Consider the following 25,277-nt stretch of genomic DNA (forward strand, 5'->3'; position numbering starts at 1 on the left):
AATAACACTGCTAACGCCTGGCAGGCCCGTTAATGGCCGACTGCTTCGCTTTCAGGCTTCTCGGCCGAATGATCTGCTGGCACCTCTGCGGCCGGTTCAGCGCTGTCGCCCCAGACCATCGCCATCATCGAGCCGAATACGCCCTTTTCTTCGGCCTTGATCTCGCCATGCTCCGGTATCGGCTCTCCACCATGTTCCGGCGCCGTGGCACCGGCTCCATCCTCCACGGTCGCCTCGCCATGACCGGCGGCAGCCTCTTCGCCGTGCGCGCCCGACGCCGATCCGGCGGCTCCCGCCGCGGCTGCAGCGGCTGCGGCGATGGGATCGAAACAATCGGACTTGTCGTCCATCGCCATCATTGTGCTCTTGATATCGTCCGTCGACAGAGTGACGTCGCGGCCATGGAACAGGCCTGCCGTGTTGGCCTTGCCGTCATTGTAGCGCGCGACAAACGGCGTGCTCATGCCCGGCATCCTGGTCGGATCGGGCGCGAACAGCACTTCCGCACCGATGGCGGCTCCGCGGCGCGCGGCGCGATCCTGCGGTCCGGCCTGGTCGAGAACAACGACCTGGTAGAGATCGGCCTTTTCTTCCTTGGCAAGCAGGCCGGTGATCCGCAATGCCGTGCGCACGCGATCGACACCGTTGGCAGCCTCCGTGCTCACAAATTTGCGCACCCAGCGCTGGCCGTTGCGCCGCATTTTCAGCGTCTCGACGGTGGTGCAGGCACGGCCCGAAAGCGAAGGGGCTTTCTCCCTGCCGACGCCCAGGAGCGCATCCGTGCCGGAATAGACGGCAAACGCGCCGGATGCGCCGGACAGGACCAGCACCCCGGCTATGACGAACATGACCTTCCGTGGGAGGCGTATCTTCTTGAAGACCGACTTCACGCGCGCCGCTCCGTCATTCGCTCAACTCCGACCATTGTGAAACGAGACGGCAGTCTACGCGGTCGATGTTTCGGAAGTTTAAACGCCTCCGGCGACGATGTCCGCACAAAGATAATTTCGCGACGGCCGGCATCGTGCCGGCCCGCCGCACGCTGTTCCGATTGGGACAGGGAAATTGCCGTGAAAATCGGAAGAGACGGCTTGATCGAAACCCTATGGCGGGCGAAGACAGGCGGAGGCAAAAGGTAGGCTCGGGGCAGAACATGGCGCGCATTGGCATCGCAGGAGCAGGCATCATCGGATGCGTCACCGCCATTCACCTGATCGAGCAGGGTCACGACGTCAAGGTGTTCGAAAAGGACCTCGGCGGTCTGCCCGCCTCTGTCGGCAATGCAGGGATTCTCGCCGTGCCCGAAATCGATCCGCTGGCACGTCCCGACATGATCCTGTCGGCCCCGAAATGGCTGCTCGATCCACTCGGGCCGCTCACCCTGCGCTGGCAGGACCTGCCGGCGCTCACGCCCTGGCTGGCGAACCTACTGATGGCCGCAACGCCCGCAAACGTAGCGCGCTCGCGCAAGGCACTGCTGGGACTGATGCGCGAGGCCCTTGGCGCGCACGGGGACGTTGCCCGCATGACCGGCCTTTCCGGGCACATGAAGCCGACCGGTGCACTGACGATCTTCGACAGCGAAAAGGCCGTTGACGCTGCTTTTCACCATGCAAGCGAGAACGCGGCGCTGCTTGGACATACGGTCGAGAAACTCGATGCCAAACGGGCCCGGGCGCGAGTGCCGGCGCTGGAAGGCAACTTCGCCGGCGGCGTCTTTTCCGCAGGCTACCAGACTTTCCTCGACCCGCTCGCCCTGCTGAGACACCTTCAGGCCTATGTCCGCGAGCGCGGGACGCTTGTCGATGCGGAAGTGGTCAGCGTTCGACAGGAAGCCAACGGTGTGACTTTCCTTACCAGGGGCGAAACGCCCGCCACCTTTGACAAGGTTGTAATATCGGCCGGTGTCTGGTCGCGGACGCTGGTGCGCGGTCTCGGCCTGAAGGTCCTGCTCGAGACCGAGCGAGGCTACAACACCACTTTCACCAATCCGCAGGTGACACTGGATCTGCCGGTATTCTTCGCCGAACATGGCTTCGTCGCCACGCCGCTCGAGAATGCCTTGCGCGTCGGCGGCGCGGTGGAACTAGCAAAGCCGGACGCGCCGGCCAATTTCGCCCGCGCCGCCGCCATGCGCCAGAAGATGCGGCGCTACGTTCCAAGCCTGCCGGAAACCGGCGGGACGGAATGGATGGGCCGCCGGCCCTCGACGCCGGACTCGCTACCCGTCATCAGCCTTTGCCCGGCTGACCCGCGCATCGCGCTCGCCTTCGGCCACGGCCATCTCGGCCTGACGCTTTCGGCGATCACCGGCAGGATGATCGCCGAGCTTCTGAATTCCGGCGAGAAGCCGGATCTCGCCCCCTTCAACATCCAGCGCTTCCAGTGACGCCGGCGCGCCATTGCGCGGTTGACTTTTGACGGCCATGCCGATTTCAGTCGCGGCAGTTCCGCAGCATTTCAAAACAAAGAAAAGAAGACATCATGCACAAGGTAATTTTTGATACTGACCCCGGCGTCGACGACGCAATGGCGCTGCTTTTCCTGCACAATCACCCCGAGATCGACCTGATCGGCATCACGTCCGTGTTCGGCAATGCCTCGATCGAGACGACGACGCGCAACGCGCTGTATCTGAAGCAGCAATGGAGTATCCCCGCCCCCGTCGCCAGGGGCCTTGGCGAAACGCTTGATCCGACGCGTCCGCATGTCGATTGGCCGACCGGCATCCATGGCCATGATGGTCTCGGCAATATCGGCGCGCCTGAAACGGTCGATCTTGCCTGCGATCCGCGGCCGGCGCATCGCTTCATCATCGAGACCGTGCGCGCCAATCCCGGCGAAGTGACCCTCGTTGCCGTCGGCCGGATGACCAATCTGGCGCTGGCGCTCCGCGACGATCCGGACATTGCCGTTCTCGTCAAGGAAGTCGTTATCATGGGCGGCGCCTTCGACATGCGCGGCAACATCACGCCTGCCGCCGAAGCCAATATCCATGGCGATCCCGAAGCCGCCGACGCGGTGATGACGGCACCCTGGCCTGTCGTTGTCGTCGGCCTCGACGTCACCGAACAAACGGTGATGACACGCGCAAGGTTGGCGGCGATCGTCGCAACCGGCGGCGCGCGGGCCAAGCTGCTCTCCGACATCTCGCAATTCTACATCGATTTCTACGAACAGCACGTCGAAGACGGCATGGTGATCCATGACAGCTGCGCCTGCGTCTACGTCGTCGCGCCGCATCTCTTCACGCTGCGCAGCGGTGCGATCCGGGTCGTTTGCGGCGGCATCGCCGATGGCCAGACCATCCAGAAGGCCGACGATCATCTCTTCCCCCCAAGTGCCTGGGACAATCTGCCGAGCCAGAACGTCTGCACGGCGATCGATGCGGACGCGGTGCTCGACCTGATCTCCGAAACCCTCTCGCTGAACCCGGCAGCCTGACGCATAAAAATTCAACCGCGATAGCTGGCAGCCGGTGGATTGCCAGCTATCTTCGTCTCCATGAAACCGGAAACGCTGCTCTATCCGACGCCCAAGGGTCTCTATTGCGAGAAGGGCGGCTTTTATATCGATCCAGTCCAGCCCGTCGAAAAGGCGCTGATCACCCATGGCCATGCGGATCATGCGCGCGCCGGTCATACCCATGTGCTGGCGACGCGCGAGACGCTGGACATCATGCGCATCCGCTATGGCGATGCCTTCTGCACTACATCCGAGGAAGCCGTGCTCGGCGCCCGAACCACCATCGGCGACGTTGCCGCCAGCTTTCACCCGGCTGGCCATGTCCTCGGCTCCGCGCAGATCGCGGTGGAGGCCAATGGGACCCGTATCGTCGTTTCCGGCGACTACAAGCGCCGCCGCGACCCGACCTGCCACCCCTTCGAACTGGTGCCGTGCGATGTCTTCATCACCGAGGCGACATTCGGCCTGCCGGTCTTCCACCATCCCGACGACCGCGGCGAGGTCGCGAAACTGCTCAACTCGCTGCGGCAATTTCCGGAGCGCGCCCATCTGGTCGGTGCCTATGCGCTCGGCAAGGCGCAAAGGATCATCGCGCTCCTGCGCGAAGCGGGCTACGACCAGCCGATCTTCATCCACGGCGCGCTGGCGAAACTCTGCGATTACTACGAGAGCCGAGGCATAAGCCTCGGCGATATCCGCCCGGCGACGCTTGACACGCAGGACAAACAATCCTTCGCGGGTGCCGTGGTCATCGGCCCGCCTTCGGCCTTCGCCGACAAATGGGCCAGACGCTTCCCCGATCCCGTCGCGATCTTCGCTTCCGGCTGGATGCTGGTGCGCCAGCGGGCCAAGCAGCGCGGTGTCGAATTGCCGATGATCATTTCGGATCATTGCGACTGGCCGGAACTCACCGAAACCATTCGCGCGATCAATCCGGCGCAGGTCTGGGTGACGCATGGCCGCGAGGAGGCCCTTGTGCGCTGGTGCGAATTGCAGGGCATCGTCGCCCGGCCGCTGCATCTCGTCGGCTATGACGACGAGGGGGAATAGCCGATGCGCGCCTTCGCCGAACTGCTCGACCGGCTGGTCCTTACCCCGCAGCGCAACGCCAAGATCAAGCTGATGGCGGACTATTTTCTTGACGCCCCGGACCCAGACCGCGGCTATGCACTGGCGGCGATCGCCGGCACGCTGACACTCAAGACCGTCAAGCCGAACGTACTCAGGCAACTGGTACTGGAGCGGATGGATGAGGTCCTGTTCCGGTATTCCTACGACTATGTCGGCGATCTCGCCGAGACGATCTCGCTGGTCTGGGTAAGACCGTCCGGTAGCGAGATTGCGGTGCAGAACCTTTCGCTCGGCACCGTCATGCACCAGTTGGAAATGGCCGGACGCGCCAACGTCCATGGCCTCGTCCGCAACCTGCTTGATCAGCTGGAAGGGTCAAGCCGTTTCGCCTTCCTCAAGCTCATCACCGGTGGCTTGCGCATCGGCGTTTCGGCACGGCTCGTCAAGCAGGCGCTTGCCGACATGGGCAATGTCGATATCACCGAGATCGAGACGCTGTGGCATGGCCTGTCGCCGCCGTACACGGCGCTGTTTCGCTGGCTCGACGGCAAGGCGGACAAGCCGGAACTGGACATGCCGGCCGTTTTTCACGCCGTGATGCTGGCAACCCCCGTCGGCGACAACGATCTTGCGGCACTCGACCCCAAGGACTTTGCCGCCGAGTGGAAATGGGACGGCATCCGCGTGCAGCTTGCCAATCTGGCAGGCATGCGCCGGCTCTATTCGCGCAGCGGCGACGATATTTCCGGAGCTTTCCCGGACATCCTGGAGGCGGCGGATTTCGAGGGCATCATCGATGGAGAGTTGCTGGTCGGCGGCACGATGCGCACCAATCGCGCCACCCGGACCTTCTCCGACCTGCAGCAACGGCTGAACAGAAAGACCGTGACCCGCAAGATGCTCGAGGAATATCCGGCCTTCATCCGCGGCTACGACCTCCTGTTTACCGGCCGGCACGATATCCGGCAGGAAAGTTTCCTGACGCGGCGGGCGGAACTTTCCACGCTCATCGAAAAAGCAGAGCCGTCCCGTTTCGATCTTTCGCCGCTCGTCCCTTTTTCGAGCTGGGAGGAACTCGACCGGCTGCGCGCCGACCCGCCCGATCCGGTCATCGAAGGCATCATGCTGAAACGGCTGGACTCGCCCTATACCGCCGGCCGGTCGAAGGGGCCGTGGTTCAAATGGAAGCGCGAGCCCTACAATGTCGACGCGGTGCTGATGTATGCCCAGCGCGGGCACGGCAAGCGGTCGAGCTACTACTCAGACTTCACCTTCGGCGTCTGGACGCAAAGCGACGGCGCCGACGCGCTGGTGCCGGTCGGCAAGGCCTATTTCGGCTTTACCGACGCGGAACTCGAAGTCCTCGACCGCTATGTGCGCAACAATACCGTCGAACGGTTCGGTCCGGTCCGCTCGATCCGGGCCGAGCCGGACCATGGTTTCGTCGTCGAGGTTGCCTTCGAGGGCATCAACTTTTCCACCCGGCACAAATCCGGCGTCGCCATGCGCTTCCCGCGCATTTCCCGGCTTCGAACGGACAAGCTGCCACGGGACGCGAACCGGCTTGAAACGCTGCTGGCGATGATCGGCCAGCCTGACGGCGATCTGGACGAGGTGAGGGAACCAATTTAGCTTGGCGAGTGTTGGTCGGCAGCATCTGACCAAAGGAGAAAGACGATGCCTGCCAAATCCCAAGCCCAGCAAAAGGCGGCCGGCGCCGCGCTCGCCGCCAAACGCGGCGACATGAAGAAGTCCGAGCTCAAGGGGGCTTCCAAGAGCATGGAAAAATCCATGTCGGAAAAGGAACTCAAGGAGCTGGCGGAAACGGATCGCAAGAAACTGCCGGAGAAGAAAAAATCCAAGTAAGCGCCTGCCCTGAAATCAGGACATAGCGGCACATATTGTTAAGACCGCTTTGCGACAATGCGGCCCGATTGCAGGAAGAACGGCTTTGGGGCTTGCGTGTTTTCGAAACTGTCGACCGTGTTTAGAACGTCAAAGATAGTTCGGTTTTTCAAACCGAACTATCTGCCGACCTATGTTGCCCTCGTGATCGTGGCCACGGCGGGGATGTTTGCCGAGCAGCAAAACCGCGCGGTGCATGCCGCCAGGGCTCGCGCTTCCGTTGCGGCCCAGCTTGGCCCGATCCGCTCGCGGCTCGAAGCCAACATCAATGGCGATATCCAACTCGTCCGCGGCCTGATCGCGACGATTGCGACAGAGCCCGGCATGACCCAGAAGCGGTTCTCCGATCTGGCGCGCAACCTTTTCAACGAGCGCTCGCGGCTGCGCAATATCGCAGCCGCTCCGAATCTCGTCGTCTCTCTCGTCTATCCGATTGAGGGAAACGAGAAGGTCTTAGGGCTCAACTACCGCAAGAACGAGAACCAGCGTGCCGCAGCAATGCGCGTTCGCTCCTCCGGGAAAATGGTGCTTGCCGGCCCGCTTGATCTGGTTCAGGGCGGCAAGGGACTGATCGGCCGCTTCCCGGTCTCTCTTTCCGTGGGCGGCGAAACCAACCGCTTCTGGGGCATCGTCTCCGCGATCATCGACGTCGATCGCCTCTATCGGGACAGCGGCCTTCTTTCGCAGACGCTGGACCTCGACATCGCAATCTCGGGACGGGACGGCCTGGGCGAAGAGGGCGCGTTGTTTTACGGCGACAGCACCGTGAAAAGCGCCAATCCGGTCGAAGTCAATGTCTTTCTGCCAGGCGGTTCTTGGGTGATCAGCGCCGTACCGAAGGGCGGGTGGGTCGACACGCCGCCGAACGCCTGGCTGATCCGAAGCCTCGTCCTGCTCGGTGGCCTCTTCATCCTCGTACCGATGTTCATCACCGGCCGGCTGATGCAGGAGCGGCAACGCAACATCCGGGTGCTTGAGCACAACAAGGACCAATTGCAGGAACTGTCCCATCGCCTGAAGATCGCGCTCGAGGCATCGCAGATCGGCATTTGGGAACTCGACATTTCCTCCGGCAAGCTCCTGTGGGACGAGCGGATGAAGGAACTCTACGGGCTGCGCGGCGACGTACGCGAGATCTATGAGGATTGGCGCGATGCGCTGCACCCGGACGACCTGCAAAGGGCCGAAAAGGAATTCAGCAACGCCCTTCTCCATGGTGAAAACTACGTCTCGCAGTTCCGCATTCGTCTTTCCGGCAACCGGACCCGGCATATCCGCGCGGTCGGCTCGATTTATACCGGTGCCGGAGGCAGAGAAAAAATCGTCGGCGTCAACTGGGACGTGACGGCCGATGTCGAGAACAGCGAGCGGCTCGAAGCGGCCAAAGGACAGGCCGAGGCGCACAGCGCCGAACTGGAAGCTGCCCGGCATCGCATGGAATTCAATGCCCTGCATGATCCGCTGACGGGCTTGCCGAACCGGCGCTATCTCGATGAGATTCTCGTCGACAGACGTTCCAGCGCCGCGACGCAGGACCTCGCCAGCATTTTCCACATCGACCTCGATCGCTTCAAGGAAATCAACGACACCCTCGGCCACGCGGCCGGCGATGAAATCCTGCGGCATGCCGCCCAGATCCTGCGCGACAACACCGGCGACGACGATTTCGTCGGCCGCATCGGTGGGGACGAGTTCGTCATCATCTCCCGCAATGGCGGCGTCGAGGGCCATGACGCCGCTCTCGCGCAGCGCATCATCGATGCCATGAGCGTGCCGGTCAAATACAAGGAGCAGGACTGCCGCATCGGTGTGAGCATCGGCATCGCACACCAGACGAAACGGGAAGAGGCGTTGACCCACGTGCTGGTAAACGCCGACATTGCGCTCTACGAAGCAAAGCGCCGCGGTCGCAACCGACACGAAGTTTTCACCCATTCGCTGAAGACGGCAGTTTTCAAGACGAAGCAGACTGCGGACGAAATCCTGCGGGGGCTCGAGCAAAACGAATTCATCGCCTATTTCCAACCCCAATTCTGCCCCGCCAGCCTGGACATCACCGGCGTCGAGGCGCTGGCGCGGTGGGACCACCCGACCAAGGGGTTGCTGGCGCCGCACGCCTTCCTCAAGACGGCAGAGGACATCAACGTCCTTTCCGAGATCGACCAGAGGATTCTCGAACAGGCCCTGTTCCAGTCCCGCCGCTGGGAAGCGAGCGGCATCGATATTCCAAAACTATCGGTCAACCTGTCCTATCACCGGCTGCATGACGAGAGACTGATCGACCGCCTCAGCCAGTTGATCATTCCGAAGGGTAAAGTCTCGTTCGAATTGCTGGAATCGATTTCATTCGACGAGAGCGACATGACCGTTCTGTCCAATGTCGAAAAGATCAAGAACCTCGGCATCGACATTGAGATCGACGACTTCGGCACCGGCTATGCCTCGATCGTCAGTCTTTTGAAGCTCACGCCGCGTCGCCTCAAGATCGACCGGCAGCTGGTTATCCCGATCCTCACCTCCGCGAAACAGCGCCAGCTTGTCGCCTCGATCATCGATATCGGCACGTCGCTGGGCATCGAAGTCATCGCCGAAGGCGTCGAAACGATGGAGCATGCCCGCATCCTCAAGGATCTGGGCTGTCATGGCCTGCAAGGCTATGCCTTTGCCCGACCGATGAGCGCCAACGATCTCGCCAATTTTGCGCGTGAGCGGCGGTGGCTCGCCGCTTGATTCGCTTGCTCATTTCGTGATTCGCGCACAGCACGGCCGTTGACACGGCGATCAGCCGCATCTGCAAGCTGCGCACGGGTAAATCCGACGCAGGGATCCGTATCGATTTGTTTCCGCTATCGACATTTTTGTATTGCAACGTTTCCTCTCTGTGTCTTGTCCCCACGGAACATGTCTGGAGAGCGAAATTTCCAGCCCGCCGATAAACGCGCCGTTGAGAACGTCGCCGCGCCCGCGCGCCCCGGCGGCGAAATAATCTTTCCAGAAACCTCGCAAACCGGCACCGCTGATAGTCAAATCGTCCTCGTTCAGCAGATGGTGCCAGAACAGGCACGTTTCCGGGATGTTTCCAGCGCCCATTTTCTCAGGAAAACAATGGTGATTTCCTAAAGATTGCGGTCAGCTTTCGTTAGTGGATCGATGCGTTTCCTCGTACGTCCGAAACGAAAACGCAAAGGAAACAAAATGGTTGGAGCGATTTCAAGCACCTCACTCCTATCGAGTACCAGCAGCACAAGCAGCAGCAGCAGCAGCAGTGCCCAGATCGCGTCGCTGCAGGCGCAGATCGAAGCCAAACAAACCGAACTTGAAGAAGCCAAGACCGAGGACGACAAGGCGGAAATAACCGAGGAAATCGCCGAACTGCAGGCGAAGCTCAAAGCGCTGGAAGCCGCGGAAGCTCGAAAGGCCCAGGCGCAGCAGACGGCAGCTTCGAATGGTCAAAGCGGCCAGGAAGAACCGGCCACCCTCATCGGCACCCGCAATTTCCAGGACGGCGAGCAGTTCGGCAACCGCGAGCTCTGGGTCTGACCTCCTCCTGATCGGGCAGGCGTGACATCGGGCAGGCATGACGCGGCCCGCGATCGACATCATGAGCAGCTTGAACCGTCATCGGCAATGATTGCCGGACACAAGTTGCTCTTGCAACCTCCGCCTCGCAGCGCGGCCTTCGACCATGCCGGAAGCAATTCGATACCGCATCGAAAAACTTTAGACACGCGCAACCTTTATGGATCATGCTTGTCTCTAGTGATTCGGGCTGCCCGCTGGCCCAAAAACGGAGCGATGGCTGGAAAAATGACCGCCTGCCGGGAAATTTCTCCATGCCCCTTGAAATCAGCGGCGAAGTAGCCAAGCCGTGGCACTTGGGAAACACCTGATCCTGAGGATGGCCCTTTTGCCCCCGATCTTTGCAATTGTTCCCTCGCAAGCTGCGCGGAAAATGTTAAAGACGGACAAAGTGAATCGTTTGTTACCGGCTCGGGACGGGCCGGATGGGGATCCAGATGAAAACAGTAAAAGTGCTCTTTCCCTTGAGCCTTCTTCTTCTTTCCGGCTGCGTTGTCGGCCCCAACTACCAGGCTCCCAACGCAGCACTGCCGGCAAAATTCTCGCAAGGCGGCCATGCTGAAGCTGCCGAAGTAACGCTCAACCCCTGGTGGGAAGCCTTCCGCGACAAGAAATTGAACAGCCTCGTCGCCCAGGGCATGGGCGAAAACCTTGATGTCCAGCAGTCGCTGGAGCGCATCATCGAAGCCCGCGCCAACGTTGTCGTTGCCGGCGCCGGCGGTCTGCCGAACATCGACGCCGGGGGATCAGCCACCGCCGAAGGACAGGATGGTTCCTTCATTGGAGGCGGTCACACCGAAACCAAGACACTCTCGGCCGGCGCAGATGCGTCCTGGCTGATCGATCTGTTCGGCCAGTATCGCCGCGCCAAGGAATCGGCGAGTGCGTCGCTCGACGCCGCCTACGATGACGTCAATGTCGCCCGCCTTGCCTACCTGTCCGACCTGACCACCACCTACATCGAGGCGCGCTATAACCAGGAAGCCTACGCACTACAGCAGCAGAGCCTCGCCTCACGGCGCGAAACCCTGAAGCTGACGGAGGACATCAAGGCGGCGGGTGCTGCGTCAAGCCTCGACGTGGTTCAGGCCGAAGGTCTCGTCAATACGACGCTTGCCGAACTGCCTGGCTATCAGACAGGGTTCAATCAGGCAGCAAACCATATCGCCACCCTGCTCGGTCTGCCGGCGACATCGGTGACCGCCGGCCTGCGCAAGGGTTCGGCGCAGCCCTGGCCGCGCTACAACACCAAGATCGGCATTCCCGCCGACCTGGTCCGCAACCGTCCGGATATTCGCCGGGCAGAGCGCCAGCTGGCGGCTGCCACGGCATCGATCGGCGTCGCTGAAGCCCAGCTCTATCCGAGCCTGACGCTGAGCGGCTCCATCGATGGTTCGCGCATCGTTGCTTCCGCTGCCAGCGGCGGTCTCTCCGCCTGGTCCTTCGGTCCGAGCCTCAATATACCGATCTTCAACGGCGGCCAGCTGAAGGCCAATGTCGATATCGCCAAATCCGCCGCTCAACAGCAGTATCTCGCCTGGAAGCAGGCCGTGTTGAACGGCATCGAGGAGGTCGAGAACGCACTGGTCGCGCTGCGCAACAACTACGAGACCGTTGCAGCACTGCGCAAGGTCGTCGATTCCTCCGAGGAGGCGCTCGGATTGGCGCGCGAGAGCTACAAGGGCGGCGCAACGTCGCTGCTCGACGTGCTCGATGCGGAACGCTCGCTCGCCGCGTCGCGTGTCTCGCTCGCAGCCAGTATCCGCAATCTGGCCAACAGCTACGTTTCCCTGAACGTCGCCATCGGCGGCGGCTCAGCCATCGAACCGCCAGACAGCAAGGCCAACGAGGGCAAAACGTCCGCAGCTTACTGACGACGCAACCCATGAAAATGACGAGCGCGGCTGATTTCGATCGGCCGCGTTTTCGTTTGCAGCATCGATAGGTCCGCCACGCTCCCGCAGGGTCTTAATTACGCACGAACTTCGCGGCATGGTCAGCGCAAGGAAACCTGCCATCAATCCTGTACAGGCGTACACAGCGGCAGGCGAACGGTCTGCAGGAGGCCGCCTTCGCTGCGGTTGACGATGGCGATCGTGCCGCCGTGGTTTTCGATAATCTCACGCGAGATGGCGAGGCCGAGACCGGCGCCCGGCACAAGCTGCCGACGCGCCTGATCGACACGGAAGAACGGCTCGAAGACGCGGTCGAGCAGGTTCTGTGGGATGCCGGGACCGCTGTCGGCAATCGTCAGCACAGCTTCCGCCCCATTGCTGGAAAGAGCCACACCGGCGCCCTGACCATGGGTCGCGGCATTCACCACAAGATTGCGGATGGCACGCTTCAGCGCAAAGGGCGCACCCTTGACGAAGACGGGCGCGATCGCGCCCTGCTCCACGGGCAGGCCCGTTTCGCAGATCTCTGCCGCGACCGAACGAACAACCGCGTCAAACGCCACCTGTTCCCGCGCGGCGGGGCTGACCTCTTCTCGCACCAAACGGATAGCGCTGTCGGCGATATGGTCGAGTTCGTCGAGATCCTTGAGCCAGGATTGCCGGTCGTCGCCATCGCCGACGAATTCCGCCCGAAGCCGCATACGCGTCATCGGCGTGCGCATATCGTGCCCGGCGGCCGCAATCATCCGCATGCGGCTCGACACCGCCGCATTCAGCCGTGTCGCCAGCCGATTGATGGTCTTTGCGGTGGTGCGCACTTCCATCGGCCCGGTTTCCGGCAGTTCCGGAATGATGCCGTCTGGCCGGATGTTGGCAATCGTCTCGTCGAGGAGGCGCAACGGCCGCATCATGACGTTGCTGGCATAGATTGCGATCCCCGCCATGCCGATCGCGACGAGGGTGAGGTAGGCGGCAAGCGGCAGAATCGGAAACGGGCCGGGACCAGGAAAATCCAGGTAAGCCCAGCGGTCACCATCAAGGCGAACGGCAATGCCTTTGGAATGCCGATTGAAGTTTTCGAGCACGACGACGTCGGAGGTGTAGCCCAGCCGCCTGCCTTCTGCGAGAACGTTACGGGTCTGCTCCCGATCTACGCGATTTTCCGCAGGCTTTTGCTGTATCGGAATGCGCATTGTTTCCGCTGCGGATGGATCAGCCCGCAGCAACAGGGCGGTGAGTTCGGCCTTCTCCGCCAGAGCTTGGTCAAACGCGGCTTCCGGCGGCTTGCGCAGCAGCGTTGCCGTCACGAAGGCCGCGACAACCAACACGAGCACGACCGAGGCGACGAGCAGCGCCGTAAACCGGGTGCGCAGCGACCACATGCCTAGTTGCTCCGCTCGACGGGCACCGCGAGCTGATAGCCTTTGTTGCGCACCGTCTTCAGCATGCTGAACACGCTGGCATCGCCCAGCTTGCGGCGCAGACGGCTGACAAGAATGTCGATCGACCGGTCGAAGGGGTCGGCCGCCCGCCCTTGCGTCAAATCGAGCAGCGAATCCCGCGAAAGTACGCGGCCAGGACGCTGCAGGAAGACCATCAGCAATTCGAACTCTCCGCCGGTCAGATCAACAGGCGTGCCGTCGGGAGAAAGCAGAGTGCGGCTTTCGATATCCGCGACGTAATTGGCAAAGACGTATTGCCGGCCGCCTGCGGGTTGCGGGTCGCTGCGGCCACGCCGCAGGACAGCTCGGATGCGAGCGGCCAGTTCACGCGGATTGAACGGCTTGCCAAGATAGTCGTCGGCGCCGAATTCGAGACCGATGATCCGGTCGACATCTTCCTTCAGCGCCGTCAGCAGGATGATCGAAAGCTGCGGCGCACGCTCGCGCAAAGCGCGGCAGAGATCGAGCCCCGACCCGTCCGGCAACATGACGTCGAGAACGAGAAGATCGATCTTCAGCTCTGCGAGCTTTGCCTCGCACTCGGCCTTGCTGCCTGCGAGGCTGACACGAAAACCCTGCCCGTCCAGATATTTTCCGAGCAGGCGGCGAATCTCGAGATCGTCATCGACGACCAGTATGTGCGGTGTTGTGTCCATGCCGCACTTATACCAGTAGCGGACCAAAACACACGCAGCCCGGCCGGCCGACACGGCCGTTTTCTGTGTCGAAACATTTCCGGCCACGGGGCAATTACATTCCGTTACAAAAAATTGCCCGAATATTTCCGGAAATGCGCTTCGAACCAATTGCCGCAGGCACCGGATTTTATGGCGACAACGGGTTGGCATTGCTGCCGAAATCACACATAAAAACACTTGGCCCCTGCACCGTTCGCGGCGCGCTTCGGGCACCCGCCACGGCACACGAACGCTATGGCATTCGCGGGCCCGTCGCGGTCCTTTCAGTCGGAAAGATTTGAGGAAACGGGCACATCGAGATCGCGCAAACATTGCTTCTGGTCCTCGTCCTCGCGCCTTTCGCGGGAAGCCTCGCTGCAATCTGCATTCCGACCGACAAGGGCACGCCCGCTGCCTGGCTTTCCGGAGGCGTCGCCCTCTTTTGCCTGGTGACGGCGGCGGCTCTCTATCCGATCGTCGCGTCCGGCGAGGTCCTTCGCTACGAGGTGAACTGGCTCCCGGAACTCGGGCTGAATTTCACCCTGCGCATGGATGGTTTTGCCTGGATGTTCGCGAGCCTGGTGACGGCGATCGGCCTGCTCGTGGTCGTCTACGCCCGTTACTACATGTCAACCAGCGATCCGGTGCCGCGCTTCTTTTCGCTGTTCCTCGCCTTCATGGGCGCGATGCTCGGCCTCGTCCTTGCCGGAAATCTCATTCTGCTGGCGATCTTCTGGGAACTGACCAGCATCATCTCCTTCCTGCTGATCGGCTACTGGCACCACAATGCGCATGCCCGCGAAGGCGCCCGCATGGCGCTGACGGTCACCGGCACCGGCGGGCTGTGCATGTTCGTCGGGCTGATGCTGATCGGCCATATCGTCGGGAGTTACGATCTCGATACCGTCCTCTCCTCGGGCGACGTGATCCGCAACGATCCGCTCTACATGACCGTGCTGATCCTCATCCTCCTCGGTGCACTGACCAAGAGCGCGCAGTTCCCGTTCCATTTCTGGCTGCCGCATGCCATGGCCGCACCGACGCCGGTCTCGGCCTATCTGCACTCGGCAACCCTCGTCAAAGCCGGCATCTTCCTGCTCACCCGCCTCTGGCCGGTCATGGCAGGCACCGACGCCTGGTTCTGGATCGTCGGTCTGGCGGGGTTGAGCACGCTGCTGCTCGGGGCCTATTTCGCGATCTTCCAGCAGGACATGAAGGGTCTGCTCGCCTATTCGACGATCAGCCATCTCGGCCTGATCACCGTGCTGCTCAGCCTCGGCAGCCCGCTGGCGGCGGTCGCCGCGATCTTCCACACGATGAACCACGCGACTTTCAAGGCCTCGCTGTTCATGGCGGCGGGGATCATCGACCATGAAACCGGCACGCGTGACATGCGGCGACTGAGCGGCCTCTTCAAATACATGCCGTTCACCGCGACGCTTGCCATGGTCGCCAGCGCCGCGATGGCCGGCGTGCCGCTGCTCAATGGCTTCCTGTCGAAAGAAATGTTCTTCGCCGAGGCGATCGAAACGCACAAATACAACATCCTCGACACGGTGACGCCCTATGTCGCGACGCTGGCGAGCATGTTTGCCGTGACCTACTCGCTACGCTTCATCCACAGCGTGTTCTTCGGCCCGCCGCACGACCTGCCGAAGATGCCGCACGAGCCGCCGCACTGGATGCGCGCGCCGATCGAATTCCTGGTGTTCGCCTGCCTCGTCGTCGGTATCGTCCCCTCCTGGACCATCGGGCCTTTCCTGCATACGGCGGTCAAATCGGTGCTCGGCGATGCAACGCCGGTCTACAGTCTCGCGGTCTGGCATGGCTGGAACGTGCCGCTGCTTATGAGCTTGATCGCGCTTGTCGGCGGCGTTGGCCTGTTCCTGATCATGAAGTCCTACCTTGCCACCAGCGTCGAGGGCCCACCCTTCTTCCGCCGTCTCGAAGGCCAGCGCATCTTCGAGCGCGTGCTCGTCACGCTGTCGTGGAAATGGGCGCGGTCGATCGAGATGCGGGCAGGCACGCGCCGCCTGCAGCCGCAGATGCGTATCCTGATTGCCGTTGCTTTGCTGGCTGGCTCGATCACGCTGCTGACGCAAGGGTTCAAACCGGCGGCGATCGTTCTGCGCAGCATCGATCCGGCCTTTGCGCTGATTTGGCTGATCGGCATGATCTGCGCCGTCGGCGCTGCCTATCAGGCGAAATTCCACCGGCTGGCGGCCCTGGTGCTGCTTGGCGGCGCCGGGCTTGTCACCTGCATCACCTTCGTCTGGCTTTCGGCGCCCGATCTCGCAGTCACGCAGTTGCTCGTCGAGATCGTCACCACGGTTCTGATCCTGCTCGGCCTGCGGTGGCTGCCGAAGCGGATCGAGGACCCCGACGATCCGGAAATGATGACAATGTCCGTGCGCCTGCGCCGCTTGCGGGATCTTGTGGTCGCCTTGTTTTCCGGCCTCGGCATGATGCTCGTCTCCTACACGATGATGAGCCGCGAGGCGCCCGATACGATTTCGAGTTATTTCCTCGAGCGCGCCTACAAGGAGGGCGGCGGTACGAATGTCGTCAACGTCATCCTCGTCGATTTCCGCGGCTTCGATACGCTTGGAGAGATCGCCGTGCTCTGCATCGTCGCGCTGACGGTCTTCGCGCTGCTCCTGCGCTTCCGCCCGGCAACCGAGAGCCTGGAAACGCCCGAACAGCAGCGCGTGCAGAATGCTTTCGACGACGAACATCCGGACCGCAAGAAGGGCGACAGCATCGCCGAATACCTGCTTGTCCCTTCGGTCATCATGCGCTGGATGTTCCCCGTCATCGGCATGCTGGCGGCCTTCCTGTTCTTCCGCGGTCATGACCTGCCGGGTGGCGGTTTCGCCGCCGGCATCGCCATGTCGATCGGTTTCATTCTGCAATATATGGCCGGGGGCACGCGCTGGGTCGAGGAACGGCTGCGCATCCACCCACTGCGCTGGATGGCGATCGGTCTTGTCATTGCCACGGCGACAGGCCTTGGTTCATGGCTGTTCGGCTATCCGTTCCTCACCTCGCATGCCCAGTACGCCTCGCTGCCAATCATCGGCAAGATACCGCTGGCCAGCGCGATCCTGTTCGATCTCGGCGTCTTTTCGCTTGTGCTGGGTGCCACCGTGCTGATCCTGATCGCGCTCGCACACCAGTCCGTACGTGCACCGCGGGCGCAGGCCATCCGGGCGGCGAGAGCGTCTGCGAAGGAGACCGCGTAATGGAACTCGTGCTGTCTGCAGGCATTGGCGTGCTCACCGCTTCCGGTGTCTGGCTCCTGTTCCGGCCGCGGACCTATCAGGTCATCATCGGCCTGTCGCTGCTGTCCTACGCCGTCAATCTCTTCATCTTCGGCATGGGCCGCCTCAGGGTCAACGCGCCGCCGCTGCTGGAGCCAGGCGGCGCCGGCGGGCTTTTGACGCACACCGACCCCATTCCGCAGGCGCTGGTGCTGACTGCGATCGTCATCGGCTTTGCCATGACGGCGCTCTTCCTGGTGGTGTTGCTCGCCTCGCGCGGCTTCACCGGAACCGACCATGTGGACGGCAGGGAGTAACGCGGCATGAACGAGCTGCATCACCTGATCGTCCTGCCGATCCTGTTGCCGCTGGTGACAGCGGCGGTACTGATCCCTGTCGATGAGCGCAATCGCACGCTCAAGGGCGTGCTGGGTTTTGCCTCGACCATGCTGGTCTTTTTTGCCGGCGTCATTCTCATGCGGGCGGCGGCCACGTCCGGCGATGGAGATTCCGGAGCGGTCGTCTATCTGCTCGGCAACTGGCCGGCACCCTTCGGCATTGTCCTCGTGCTCGACCGCCTGTCTGCGCTGATGCTGGTCCTCGCCTCAGTTCTGGCGCTGGCTGCACAGGTGTTTTCGATGTCAAAATGGCACCGCGCAGGGCACCATTTCCATTCGCTCTTCCAGCTCATGCTGGCCGGGCTGAACGGCGCCTTTCTGACCGGCGACCTCTTCAACCTGTTCGTCTTTTTCGAAATGATGCTGGCCGCCTCCTACGGCCTGTTGCTGCACGGCTCGGCCGATGCGGGTGAAGGCTGGTCTGCACTACATTGCCGTCAACCTTGCCGCATCCTCGCTGTTTTTGATCGGCGTCAGCATGATCTATGGGGCGACCGGCACGCTCAACATGGCCGACCTTGCACTGCGGATCGGAACGATCGGCCCGGAAAGCCGGATGCTGATGGAGGCGGGTTCTGCCCTTCTCGGCATCGCCTTCCTCGTCAAGGCCGGCATGTGGCCACTCGGCTTCTGGCTCCCTGCGGCCTATTCGGCCGCAACGCCGCCGGTGGCCGCGATCTTCGCTATTCTCACCAAGGTCGGCGTCTATATCCTCCTACGGCTTTCCTTGCTGCTCTTCGGCAGCGACGCCGGGAGTTCCGCCGGTTTCGGACAATCGATCCTGCTCTACGGAGGCTTGCTGACCATCGGTTTCGGCGCGATCGGCGTCCTTGCCTCGCAGGCGATGGGCAGGCTGGCGGGGTACTGCGTCCTGGTCTCCTCCGGCACGCTGATGGCGGCCATCGGGCTCGGCAATGGCGCCGTCATCGGCGGCGCGCTGTTCTATCTCGTCAGCTCGACGCTGACGATCTGCGCCTTTTTCCTGCTGATCGAACTGGTGGAACGCGCCCGCGACGCCGGCGCCGACGTTCTGGCCGTCACCATGGAAGCCTATGGCGACATCGACGAGAACGAGGAGGAAAAGGAGGAGGGCGTGGCGGTACCCGGCACCATGGCCGTGCTTGGCCTCTGCTTCTCCGCCTGCGCCATTCTCCTCTCGGGCCTGCCGCCACTCTCCGGTTTCCTTGCCAAATTCGCGATGCTGCATGGCCTTTTCAACCCCGGCAGCTTCGGCGGCGACGCGCCGGTTTCGGGAGCGGAATGGACCTATACCGCCCTGCTCATCCTGTCTGGTCTCGCCGCGATGATCGCCATGAACCGCGTCGGCATCCGCACCTTCTGGACCTCGATCGAAGGCACCATCCCGCGCGTCTTCCTGATCGAGATCGCCCCTGTCCTCATGCTTCTGGCGGTTTGCGCCTTCTTGAGCCTGCAGGCCGGCTCGGCGATGCGCTACATGGATGCCACCGCCAAGGCGTTGACCGAACCGCAAAACTACATCGGTCGCGTGATGTCGGCGCCGAGCGCCGGGCCGATGGCAGGGGATTGAGCCATGCGCTACTGGTTCCCCTATCCGCTGCTCTCCTTGTCGCTTCTTGCTTTCTGGCTGCTGGTCAATCAGTCGATTTCGCCCGGCCATATCCTGCTCGGCAGCGCGCTCGGCATTTCATGGGCCTGGATCATGGTCAACCTGCAGCCGGACAAGACCCGGCTGCGGCAATTTCGCCGCATTGCCGTCCTCACCAGCCACGTCGCCATCGACGTACTGCGCTCCAATCTGGCGGTCATGGGCGTGATCCTGCGCGGCGGAAACCGTCCGGTGAATTCCGGTTTCGTGACGATCGACCTCAGCCTGCGTGACGACAATGCACTGGCGCTGCTCGCCTGCATCCTGACGGCAACGCCCGGCACGGCATGGCTGGAGTTCGACCGGCAGGCCGGCGTTCTCACGATCCACGTCCTCGACCTCGAAAACGGAGAGCGTTGGTCAGACCTGATCAAGCGCCGCTACGAGGCCCCGCTGAAGGAGATATTCGAATGAACGAACTCTTCATCATCTGGTCGATTCTCGTCTCTCAGATATTGCTCGGCCTGGCGATGGGATGCGCCCTGTTTCGCATCGCCCGGGGTCCACGCGCACAGGATCGCATCCTCGGCCTCGATGCGCTCTATATCAACGCCATGCTGCTGCTGCTGACGTTCGGAATCCGCACCGCCAATTCGATTTATTTCGAAACGGCCCTGATCATCGCTCTGCTCGGCTTCGTTTCCTCGATCGCCTTTGCCAAATTCCTGATGCGCGGCGAGGTGATCGAATGAGCCACCTGACCGACCTTCCGATTTGGGCGGCGATCCCGGTCTGCCTTCTGCTTCTCTCTGGCTCGGCAATCTCCCTTGTCGGCTCGATCGGGCTGATCAGGCTGAAAACCTTCTACGGCCGCCTGCATGCGCCGACGCTCGGCTCCAGCGCCGGCACCATCCTGATCTGCCTTGCCTCGATGATCACCTTTGCCGTGCTGCAGAACCGCTGGATTTTCCATGAGGTCCTTATCGTCATCTTCGTTATCCTGACGACACCGGTGACGCTGATGCTGCTTGGGCAGGCGGCGCTCTATCGGGATCGCATCGAGGAGCGTACAGACGTGCCGCGCAAGACGGCGGGTCCGGAGCCGGATCTGTCGGCGATCGATATCTGACCGCGAAGACTATTCGCGGCCGCGGAAGCGGCGCTGGTAGGCGGCGTCATAGAGCGCGCTCTCGCGAAAGCCCTTAGCTTCCAGCGTCCGGCCGACGAAGATCAGGGCCGTGCGCTCAATGGGCTCCGCCGCAACCTTGGCCTCGATATCGCCAAGCGTTCCCCGCACCACGCGTTCGTCCGGCCAGGACGCCTTGACGACGATGGCAACCGGGCAGTCGGCGCCGTAAAGCGGCGTGAGTTCCTCGACCACCTGCGGAAGCGCGTGGATCGCCAAATGGATCGCCAGCGTCGCACCCGTCGCACCGAAACCGGCCAGCGTCTCGGCATTCGGCATCGGCGAGGCGCGGCCGGAAACACGGGTCAGCACGAGGCTCTGGGCCACTGCCGGAATGGTGAGTTCCCGGCCAAGGGTGGCGGCAGCAGCGGCAAAGGCCGGGACGCCCGGCGTCATGGTATAGTCGAGCCCGTGTTTCTCCAGCCGGCGGATCTGTTCGGCAACGGCGCTCCAGACCGAGAGATCGCCGGAATGCAGCCGTGCCACATCGTGACCCGCGGCTGCAGCCGTTACATATTCGGCTTCGATCTCGTCGAGCGACATCGGCGCGGTATCGACGATACGGGCGCCCTGCGGGCAATATTGCAGCAGTTCCATTGAGACGATCGAGCCGGCATAGAGGCAGACCGGGCAACGGGCGATCAGGTCGCGGCCGCGAACGGTGATCAGGTCTGCGGCACCGGGGCCAGCGCCGATGAAATGAACTGTCATGCTGTTTCCTCTTGAAATTCCGGCTTCACCCATGACCATTGCGTCACCGGCATGGCCGGGCGCCAGCCTGTCATCGCCCCCACCGGCAAAGCACGGGCGATATCGATGCGGATGAGCGAGCCGCCCAGTCGGGCGTGATGGTCCAGAAGCATCGCTTCCATCTGTGTCGTCACGGCATTTGCAACCACGCGGCCACCGGGCTTCAAAGCCGCAAGGGCCGCGTCCATGACACCGTCTTCGCTCCCACCGCCGCCGATGAAGATCGCGTCCGGACTTGGCAATCCTTTCAGCACGGCAGGTGCAGTGCCCTGAACGACGACCAGTCCCGGCACGCCAAAGTTCGCCGCATTGCGCTTGATGCGTTCCGCGCGTTCGGCAGAGCCCTCAACCGCGATTGCCTTCATGGCCTGATCGGAGAGCAGCCATTCGATGCCAATCGACCCGGAGCCGGCCCCGACATCCCAGAGCAGTTCGCCACGGCGTGGCGCCAGCGCCGACAGGGTCAGCGCGCGGATTTCACGCTTGGTGATCTGGCCATCATGCTCGAACAGGCCATCATCGAGCCCCTTCGTCAGCGGCAGGACACGCGCGCCGTCACCCACCGCGACCTCAACGGCGCAGATGTTCAGCGGGTTGATACCGCTCAAGGAAAACTCAGACGCAATCTGCGAGGTAACCCGCTCATGCACCCCGCCCAAAGCCTCGAGCACGGTCAATCTGGATCGGCCAAACCCGCTGCCGGCGAGCAACGCAGCCAGCACCGCCGGGCCTTGCCCGTCCGAGGTCAGCGCAAGAACACGGCTGCCGGGCTGAAGGTGTGGCCGGATCAGATCAATGGGGCGGCCATGCAGCGAAATCGTCACCGTCTCCTGCAGCGCCCAGCCGAGGCGCGAAGCGGCGAGACTGAAGGAGGATGGCGACGGAAGCACCCGCATCTCGATGGGATCGATATGCCGGGCGAGCGTGACACCGACGCCGAAGAAGAACGGATCGCCGGTGGCGAGCACCACGACGGACGCTCCCCGAAGCGCGATGACGGCCTCCATGGAACGTTCGAACGGGCTCAACCAGACATGGCGGTCGCCATGGATCAGTGGCCCGGCCAATTCCAGATGACGCGCGCCACCGAAGACGACCGATGCGCTGGCGATCCATCGCTTGGCCTCGTCGCCGAGACCCGCTAAACCATCTTCGCCAAGGCCGATGATCGTCAGCCAGGGCGCACTTTTGCCAGAAGACGGGGACTGATCGTCAGACATGAGCAAACACCGCATCCTGATTCTCGGCGGCACCACGGAAGCGCGGCAACTGGCGGCCGCCCTGGCGGATCGCGTGGATTGCGACCGGCTGCTTTCTTTGGCCGGACGGACGGCGGAGCCCATGGCCCAGCCGGTACCGGTGCGCAGCGGCGGCTTCGGCGGCAGCGACGGGCTTGCCCAATTCCTCAAGACGGAAAAATTCGATCTCTTGATCGACGCGACACATCCCTTCGCGGCGCGGATCTCGCAGAATGCGGCGATCGCGGCGAGGGAAACCGGAATTCTCTTCTTCGCCTTGCGCCGTCCCGGCTGGGAACGGCAGCCCGGCGATCGCTGGACCAGCGTTGCCTCCGTTGCCGAAGCAGCCGGAGCGCTCGGCGAAACACCGAGATGCGTCTTCCTCGCCATCGGCCGGCAGGAGGCTTTCCACTTCGAAAGCGCGCCGCAGCATCACTATCTGGTCCGCAGTGTCGATCCGGTGACGCCGCCGCTCGCCGTTCCCGACGCGCGTTATCTGCTGGCCACAGGTCCCTTCGAGGAGACGGCAGAACGAGAGCTTCTGACTAGCAACCAGATCGAGGTCATCGTCGCCAAGAACAGTGGCGGCAAGGCGACCTACGGCAAGATCGCTGCGGCGCGCACGCTCGGCATCGAGGTGATCATGGTCGAGCGCCAGCAGCCGGCCAATGTCCGTACCGCCGATACCGTTGAAGAAGCGCTCGGCCTTGTCGATCACCTTTTCTCCCCGGAAATGAATCGCGGCGTGTAGACGAGGTCCGGCTTGTCCGGACGCGGGATGATCCGTGTTTCCGGCGAGCCGATGATGACGCAGGTCGCCATGTCGGCCTTCTGTGCGTCGGCGCTTCCAAGCGGCATGACCAGCATGCGTTCGTCCGGACGACCGGCAGCGCGACCGAAGATCACCGGCGTTTCCGCAGGCAGCACCGTGCGCAGAATGTCAAAGGCTTCGCCCAGCTGCCAGGGCCGCGCCTTGCTGATCGGATTGTAGAGCGCGATCACCAGGCCGGCCTCTGCCACCAGCTTCAGCCGGCGCGTGATGACATCCCACGGCTTGAGATTGTCGGAAAGCGAAATGGCGCAGAAATCATGGCCGAGCGGGGCGCCGATACGAGCGGCCACGGCAAGCATCGCGGTGACGCCGGGCGTGATGACGAGATCGATCCCGCGCCAGTCGTCCGGTCCCTTGTCGATCGCCTCGCAGATGGCCGCAGCCATCGCGAAGACGCCGGGATCGCCGCCGGAGACGACGCAGACATTGGTTCCTTCGGCCGCGTGGCGAAGTGCTGCCTGAGCACGATCGAGCTCCTCGCGATTGTCAGAGGCGATACGGTTTTGATCCGGCCGCAGCGACAGGCGGTCAAGATAGGGACCATAGCCAAAGAAATCCGTCGATTTCGACACGGCATCGACCGCCTCGGGCGTCATCTGCTGCGGACCGCCGGGACCAGTACCGATCACATATAGCGTACCGCTCATGGCCGATCCTTCCATCCGGGCACCAGCACCAGCGAGAAATAGGGCGCCTCGTCATCGGCTTTTTCGGCAAGCGGGATCATGGCGGAATTGGCCATCGTGCCGCGCTCGACGTAAACCGCCTGGGTGAGCTTGCCGGCGGCTGCGAGCGCCCGGCGGATCTTCGGCAGATTGCGGCCGACCTTCATGATCACGGCAGCTTCCGTATCGCCGAGACGGCGAACGAGCTGCGTCTCGGCCATGGTACCGGGAAGGACGGAGAGGACGTCATCGCCCTGAACGATCGGCAGGCCGGCGAGCGACCAGCAGCCGGACATGGCGGTAATGCCCGGAATGACCTCAACCGGGAAACGTCCAGCGAGCCGCACATGCAGATGCATATAGGAGCCGTAGAACATCGGATCGCCTTCGCTGAGGATCGCGACGGTGCGTCCGGCCTCCAGATGTTCGGCAACGGCGGCGGCTGAAGCATCGTAGAAGCCAGTGATCTGGCTCTTGTAGTCTTCGTGTTCCTTGTCGATCTCGACCGTCACCGGATAGTAGAGCGGCAGCTCGATCAGGCCCGGCTTCAGCAGTCCCTCGACCACAGCGCGGCCGTTGCCACGCCGCCCTTCCTTGGCGAAATAAGCGAGCACATCGGCTGCTTCCAACGCTTTGACGGCCTTGAGCGTGAGGAGTTCGGGATCGCCCGGACCAGTGCCGACACCGATCAGCCTGCCTGGTGAAAGCGCGCTCACAGGCCCGGCCTCGCCAGCGAATTGACGGCGGCCGCCGTCATCGCGCTGCCGCCAAGCCGGCCGCGCACGATGGCATAGGGCACGCCATAGGAATTTTCAGCCAGCGCATCCTTCGATTCCGCTGCCCCGACGAAACCGACCGGCATGCCGATGATCGCCGCCGGTTTCGGCGCACCGTCACGCAGCAGTTCCAGCAGGTAGAACAGCGCGGTCGGCGCGTTGCCGATGGCGACGACCGAACCGGCCATCCGCTCGACCCACAGCCTGAGCGCCGCCGCCGAGCGGGTATTGCCGATCTCACGGGCGATATCGGCGGTCTGCGGCTCGCGGAGCGTGCAGATCACGTCGTTATCGGCCGGCAGACGCGCGCGGGTGATGCCGTGGGAAACCATGAAGGCATCGCAGAAGATCGGCGCGCCCGATTTCAGCGCCTGCCGGGCAGCCGGAACGAAGCCGGGGGAAAACTCGAAAAACCGGGCGGCATCGACCAATCCGCAGGCATGCACCATGCGAACGGCGAGATCGGCCTCGTCTTCGGAAAAGCGGGAAAGATCGGCCTCGCTGCGGATAATGGCAAAGGAGCGCTCGTAGATGGCGTCGCCATCCCGGATGTAATCGTATTCAGGCATCT

General features: G+C 62.6%; 23 protein-coding genes and 1 pseudogene. 16 read left to right on the forward strand and 8 right to left on the reverse strand.

The annotated features are described in order from the left end of the window. Positions 1-29: 29 nt before the first annotated feature. On the reverse strand, positions 30-848 hold the full coding sequence (locus tag WI754_RS01960) for a hypothetical protein (protein ID WP_349435970.1): 819 nt from the start codon (positions 846-848) through the stop codon (positions 30-32). A gap of 305 nt (positions 849-1,153) precedes the next feature. Between WI754_RS01960 and WI754_RS01965 the strand changes: the two genes are divergently transcribed. The 9 genes from WI754_RS01965 (at position 1,154) to WI754_RS02005 (ending at position 11,894) form a co-directional block, all read left to right on the forward strand. Then, on the forward strand, positions 1,154-2,389 hold the full coding sequence (locus tag WI754_RS01965; RefSeq protein WP_349435971.1) for an FAD-dependent oxidoreductase: 1,236 nt from the start codon (positions 1,154-1,156) through the stop codon (positions 2,387-2,389). A 95-nt stretch (positions 2,390-2,484) separates the two neighbouring features. After that, positions 2,485-3,444, forward strand: coding sequence for a nucleoside hydrolase (locus tag WI754_RS01970; protein WP_349435972.1), 960 nt, complete (start codon positions 2,485-2,487; stop codon positions 3,442-3,444). Between the two features lie 60 nt (positions 3,445-3,504). Beyond that, positions 3,505-4,515, forward strand: a complete 1,011-nt coding sequence (locus WI754_RS01975; RefSeq protein WP_349437693.1) for a ligase-associated DNA damage response exonuclease — start codon at positions 3,505-3,507, stop codon at positions 4,513-4,515. A 3-nt stretch (positions 4,516-4,518) separates the two neighbouring features. Continuing rightward, positions 4,519-6,168 (forward strand): cisplatin damage response ATP-dependent DNA ligase, encoded by a 1,650-nt coding sequence (locus tag WI754_RS01980; RefSeq protein ID WP_349435973.1) that lies wholly within the window; start codon positions 4,519-4,521, stop codon positions 6,166-6,168. Positions 6,169-6,213: 45 nt separating this feature from the next. After that, complete coding sequence (locus WI754_RS01985; protein ID WP_018328029.1) at positions 6,214-6,402, forward strand: DUF3008 family protein; 189 nt, start codon at positions 6,214-6,216, stop codon at positions 6,400-6,402. Between the two features lie 96 nt (positions 6,403-6,498). Continuing rightward, positions 6,499-9,171: an EAL domain-containing protein gene (locus WI754_RS01990; RefSeq protein ID WP_349435974.1), complete on the forward strand. Its 2,673-nt coding sequence runs from the start codon at positions 6,499-6,501 to the stop codon at positions 9,169-9,171. Positions 9,172-9,342: 171 nt separating this feature from the next. Beyond that, positions 9,343-9,561: a hypothetical protein gene (locus WI754_RS01995; protein ID WP_349435975.1), complete on the forward strand. Its 219-nt coding sequence runs from the start codon at positions 9,343-9,345 to the stop codon at positions 9,559-9,561. A gap of 75 nt (positions 9,562-9,636) precedes the next feature. After that, positions 9,637-9,981 (forward strand): FlxA-like family protein, encoded by a 345-nt coding sequence (locus WI754_RS02000; protein ID WP_349435976.1) that lies wholly within the window; start codon positions 9,637-9,639, stop codon positions 9,979-9,981. Positions 9,982-10,457: 476 nt separating this feature from the next. After that, the gene (locus WI754_RS02005; protein ID WP_349435977.1) at positions 10,458-11,894 is read left to right on the forward strand and encodes an efflux transporter outer membrane subunit; all 1,437 of its coding nucleotides are present in this window, start codon (positions 10,458-10,460) and stop codon (positions 11,892-11,894) included. 143 nt (positions 11,895-12,037) lie between these two features. Here WI754_RS02005 and WI754_RS02010 read toward each other — a convergent pair whose 3' ends face one another. Further along, complete coding sequence (locus tag WI754_RS02010; protein ID WP_349435978.1) at positions 12,038-13,297, reverse strand: ATP-binding protein; 1,260 nt, start codon at positions 13,295-13,297, stop codon at positions 12,038-12,040. 2 nt (positions 13,298-13,299) lie between these two features. Next, positions 13,300-14,013, reverse strand: coding sequence for a response regulator transcription factor (locus tag WI754_RS02015; RefSeq protein WP_349435979.1), 714 nt, complete (start codon positions 14,011-14,013; stop codon positions 13,300-13,302). Positions 14,014-14,414: 401 nt separating this feature from the next. Here WI754_RS02015 and WI754_RS02020 point away from each other — a divergent pair, with 401 nt between their 5' ends. From WI754_RS02020 to mnhG, 6 genes and pseudogenes are all read left to right on the forward strand, one after another. Further along, complete coding sequence (locus tag WI754_RS02020) at positions 14,415-17,276, forward strand: monovalent cation/H+ antiporter subunit A (protein ID WP_349437694.1); 2,862 nt, start codon at positions 14,415-14,417, stop codon at positions 17,274-17,276. Then, positions 17,276-17,611: a Na+/H+ antiporter subunit C gene (locus WI754_RS02025; RefSeq protein WP_349435980.1), complete on the forward strand. Its 336-nt coding sequence runs from the start codon at positions 17,276-17,278 to the stop codon at positions 17,609-17,611. The genes WI754_RS02020 and WI754_RS02025 overlap by 1 nt, the downstream gene beginning before the upstream one ends. A gap of 6 nt (positions 17,612-17,617) precedes the next feature. After that, positions 17,618-19,241, forward strand: a pseudogene (locus tag WI754_RS02030) (monovalent cation/H+ antiporter subunit D). A gap of 3 nt (positions 19,242-19,244) precedes the next feature. Beyond that, complete coding sequence (locus WI754_RS02035) at positions 19,245-19,733, forward strand: Na+/H+ antiporter subunit E (RefSeq protein ID WP_349435982.1); 489 nt, start codon at positions 19,245-19,247, stop codon at positions 19,731-19,733. Further along, positions 19,730-20,011: a K+/H+ antiporter subunit F gene (locus WI754_RS02040; RefSeq protein ID WP_349435983.1), complete on the forward strand. Its 282-nt coding sequence runs from the start codon at positions 19,730-19,732 to the stop codon at positions 20,009-20,011. The genes WI754_RS02035 and WI754_RS02040 overlap by 4 nt, the downstream gene beginning before the upstream one ends. Then, entirely contained in the window at positions 20,008-20,388 is a 381-nt protein-coding gene (mnhG, locus tag WI754_RS02045) for a monovalent cation/H(+) antiporter subunit G (RefSeq protein ID WP_349435984.1), read from the forward strand. Before WI754_RS02040 ends, mnhG begins: the two co-directional genes overlap by 4 nt. A gap of 9 nt (positions 20,389-20,397) precedes the next feature. Here mnhG and cobM read toward each other — a convergent pair whose 3' ends face one another. Both cobM and cbiE read right to left on the reverse strand, forming a co-directional pair. After that, complete coding sequence (cobM, locus tag WI754_RS02050) at positions 20,398-21,156, reverse strand: precorrin-4 C(11)-methyltransferase (RefSeq protein WP_349435985.1); 759 nt, start codon at positions 21,154-21,156, stop codon at positions 20,398-20,400. Further along, the gene (gene cbiE / locus WI754_RS02055; protein ID WP_349435986.1) at positions 21,153-22,415 is read right to left on the reverse strand and encodes a precorrin-6y C5,15-methyltransferase (decarboxylating) subunit CbiE; all 1,263 of its coding nucleotides are present in this window, start codon (positions 22,413-22,415) and stop codon (positions 21,153-21,155) included. The genes cobM and cbiE overlap by 4 nt, the downstream gene beginning before the upstream one ends. On the opposite strand from cbiE, the gene WI754_RS02060 reads away from it, so the two are divergent. Further along, positions 22,414-23,184, forward strand: coding sequence for a cobalt-precorrin-6A reductase (locus WI754_RS02060; protein WP_349435987.1), 771 nt, complete (start codon positions 22,414-22,416; stop codon positions 23,182-23,184). The genes cbiE and WI754_RS02060 overlap by 2 nt on opposite strands. On the opposite strand, the gene WI754_RS02065 is transcribed toward WI754_RS02060, so the two are convergent. The 3 genes from WI754_RS02065 to WI754_RS02075 are packed head-to-tail and all read right to left on the reverse strand — an operon-like array spanning position 23,148 to position 25,275. Continuing rightward, entirely contained in the window at positions 23,148-23,912 is a 765-nt protein-coding gene (locus WI754_RS02065; RefSeq protein ID WP_349435988.1) for a precorrin-3B C(17)-methyltransferase, read from the reverse strand. The two genes, WI754_RS02060 and WI754_RS02065, sit on opposite strands and share 37 nt — an antisense overlap. Beyond that, positions 23,909-24,646: a precorrin-2 C(20)-methyltransferase gene (locus tag WI754_RS02070; protein WP_349435990.1), complete on the reverse strand. Its 738-nt coding sequence runs from the start codon at positions 24,644-24,646 to the stop codon at positions 23,909-23,911. Before WI754_RS02070 ends, WI754_RS02065 begins: the two co-directional genes overlap by 4 nt. Further along, the gene (locus tag WI754_RS02075) at positions 24,643-25,275 is read right to left on the reverse strand and encodes a precorrin-8X methylmutase (RefSeq protein ID WP_349435991.1); all 633 of its coding nucleotides are present in this window, start codon (positions 25,273-25,275) and stop codon (positions 24,643-24,645) included. The genes WI754_RS02070 and WI754_RS02075 overlap by 4 nt, the downstream gene beginning before the upstream one ends. Positions 25,276-25,277 lie beyond the last annotated feature (2 nt).

The organism is Pararhizobium sp. A13, assembly GCF_040126305.1.
In the GTDB taxonomy this organism is placed as follows: domain Bacteria; phylum Pseudomonadota; class Alphaproteobacteria; order Rhizobiales; family Rhizobiaceae; genus Pararhizobium.

Bases quoted from the DNA above. Each gene is read 5' to 3' on its own strand.
- WI754_RS01960 (WP_349435970.1), bottom strand. From the start codon at position 848: ATGTTCGTCATAGCCGGGGTGCTGGTCCTGTCCGGCGCATCCGGCGCG.
- WI754_RS01965 (WP_349435971.1), top strand. From the start codon at position 1,154: ATGGCGCGCATTGGCATCGCAGGAGCAGGCATCATCGGATGCGTCACC.
- WI754_RS01970 (WP_349435972.1), top strand. From the start codon at position 2,485: ATGCACAAGGTAATTTTTGATACTGACCCCGGCGTCGACGACGCAATG.
- WI754_RS01975 (WP_349437693.1), top strand. From the start codon at position 3,505: ATGAAACCGGAAACGCTGCTCTATCCGACGCCCAAGGGTCTCTATTGC.
- WI754_RS01980 (WP_349435973.1), top strand. From the start codon at position 4,519: ATGCGCGCCTTCGCCGAACTGCTCGACCGGCTGGTCCTTACCCCGCAG.
- WI754_RS01985 (WP_018328029.1), top strand. From the start codon at position 6,214: ATGCCTGCCAAATCCCAAGCCCAGCAAAAGGCGGCCGGCGCCGCGCTC.
- WI754_RS01995 (WP_349435975.1), top strand. From the start codon at position 9,343: ATGTCTGGAGAGCGAAATTTCCAGCCCGCCGATAAACGCGCCGTTGAG.
- WI754_RS02000 (WP_349435976.1), top strand. From the start codon at position 9,637: ATGGTTGGAGCGATTTCAAGCACCTCACTCCTATCGAGTACCAGCAGC.
- WI754_RS02005 (WP_349435977.1), top strand. From the start codon at position 10,458: ATGAAAACAGTAAAAGTGCTCTTTCCCTTGAGCCTTCTTCTTCTTTCC.
- WI754_RS02010 (WP_349435978.1), bottom strand. From the start codon at position 13,297: ATGTGGTCGCTGCGCACCCGGTTTACGGCGCTGCTCGTCGCCTCGGTC.
- WI754_RS02015 (WP_349435979.1), bottom strand. From the start codon at position 14,013: ATGGACACAACACCGCACATACTGGTCGTCGATGACGATCTCGAGATT.
- WI754_RS02025 (WP_349435980.1), top strand. From the start codon at position 17,276: ATGGAACTCGTGCTGTCTGCAGGCATTGGCGTGCTCACCGCTTCCGGT.
- WI754_RS02035 (WP_349435982.1), top strand. From the start codon at position 19,245: ATGCGCTACTGGTTCCCCTATCCGCTGCTCTCCTTGTCGCTTCTTGCT.
- WI754_RS02040 (WP_349435983.1), top strand. From the start codon at position 19,730: ATGAACGAACTCTTCATCATCTGGTCGATTCTCGTCTCTCAGATATTG.
- mnhG (WP_349435984.1), top strand. From the start codon at position 20,008: ATGAGCCACCTGACCGACCTTCCGATTTGGGCGGCGATCCCGGTCTGC.
- cobM (WP_349435985.1), bottom strand. From the start codon at position 21,156: ATGACAGTTCATTTCATCGGCGCTGGCCCCGGTGCCGCAGACCTGATC.
- WI754_RS02060 (WP_349435987.1), top strand. From the start codon at position 22,414: ATGAGCAAACACCGCATCCTGATTCTCGGCGGCACCACGGAAGCGCGG.
- cbiE (WP_349435986.1), bottom strand. From the start codon at position 22,415: ATGTCTGACGATCAGTCCCCGTCTTCTGGCAAAAGTGCGCCCTGGCTG.
- WI754_RS02065 (WP_349435988.1), bottom strand. From the start codon at position 23,912: ATGAGCGGTACGCTATATGTGATCGGTACTGGTCCCGGCGGTCCGCAG.
- WI754_RS02075 (WP_349435991.1), bottom strand. From the start codon at position 25,275: ATGCCTGAATACGATTACATCCGGGATGGCGACGCCATCTACGAGCGC.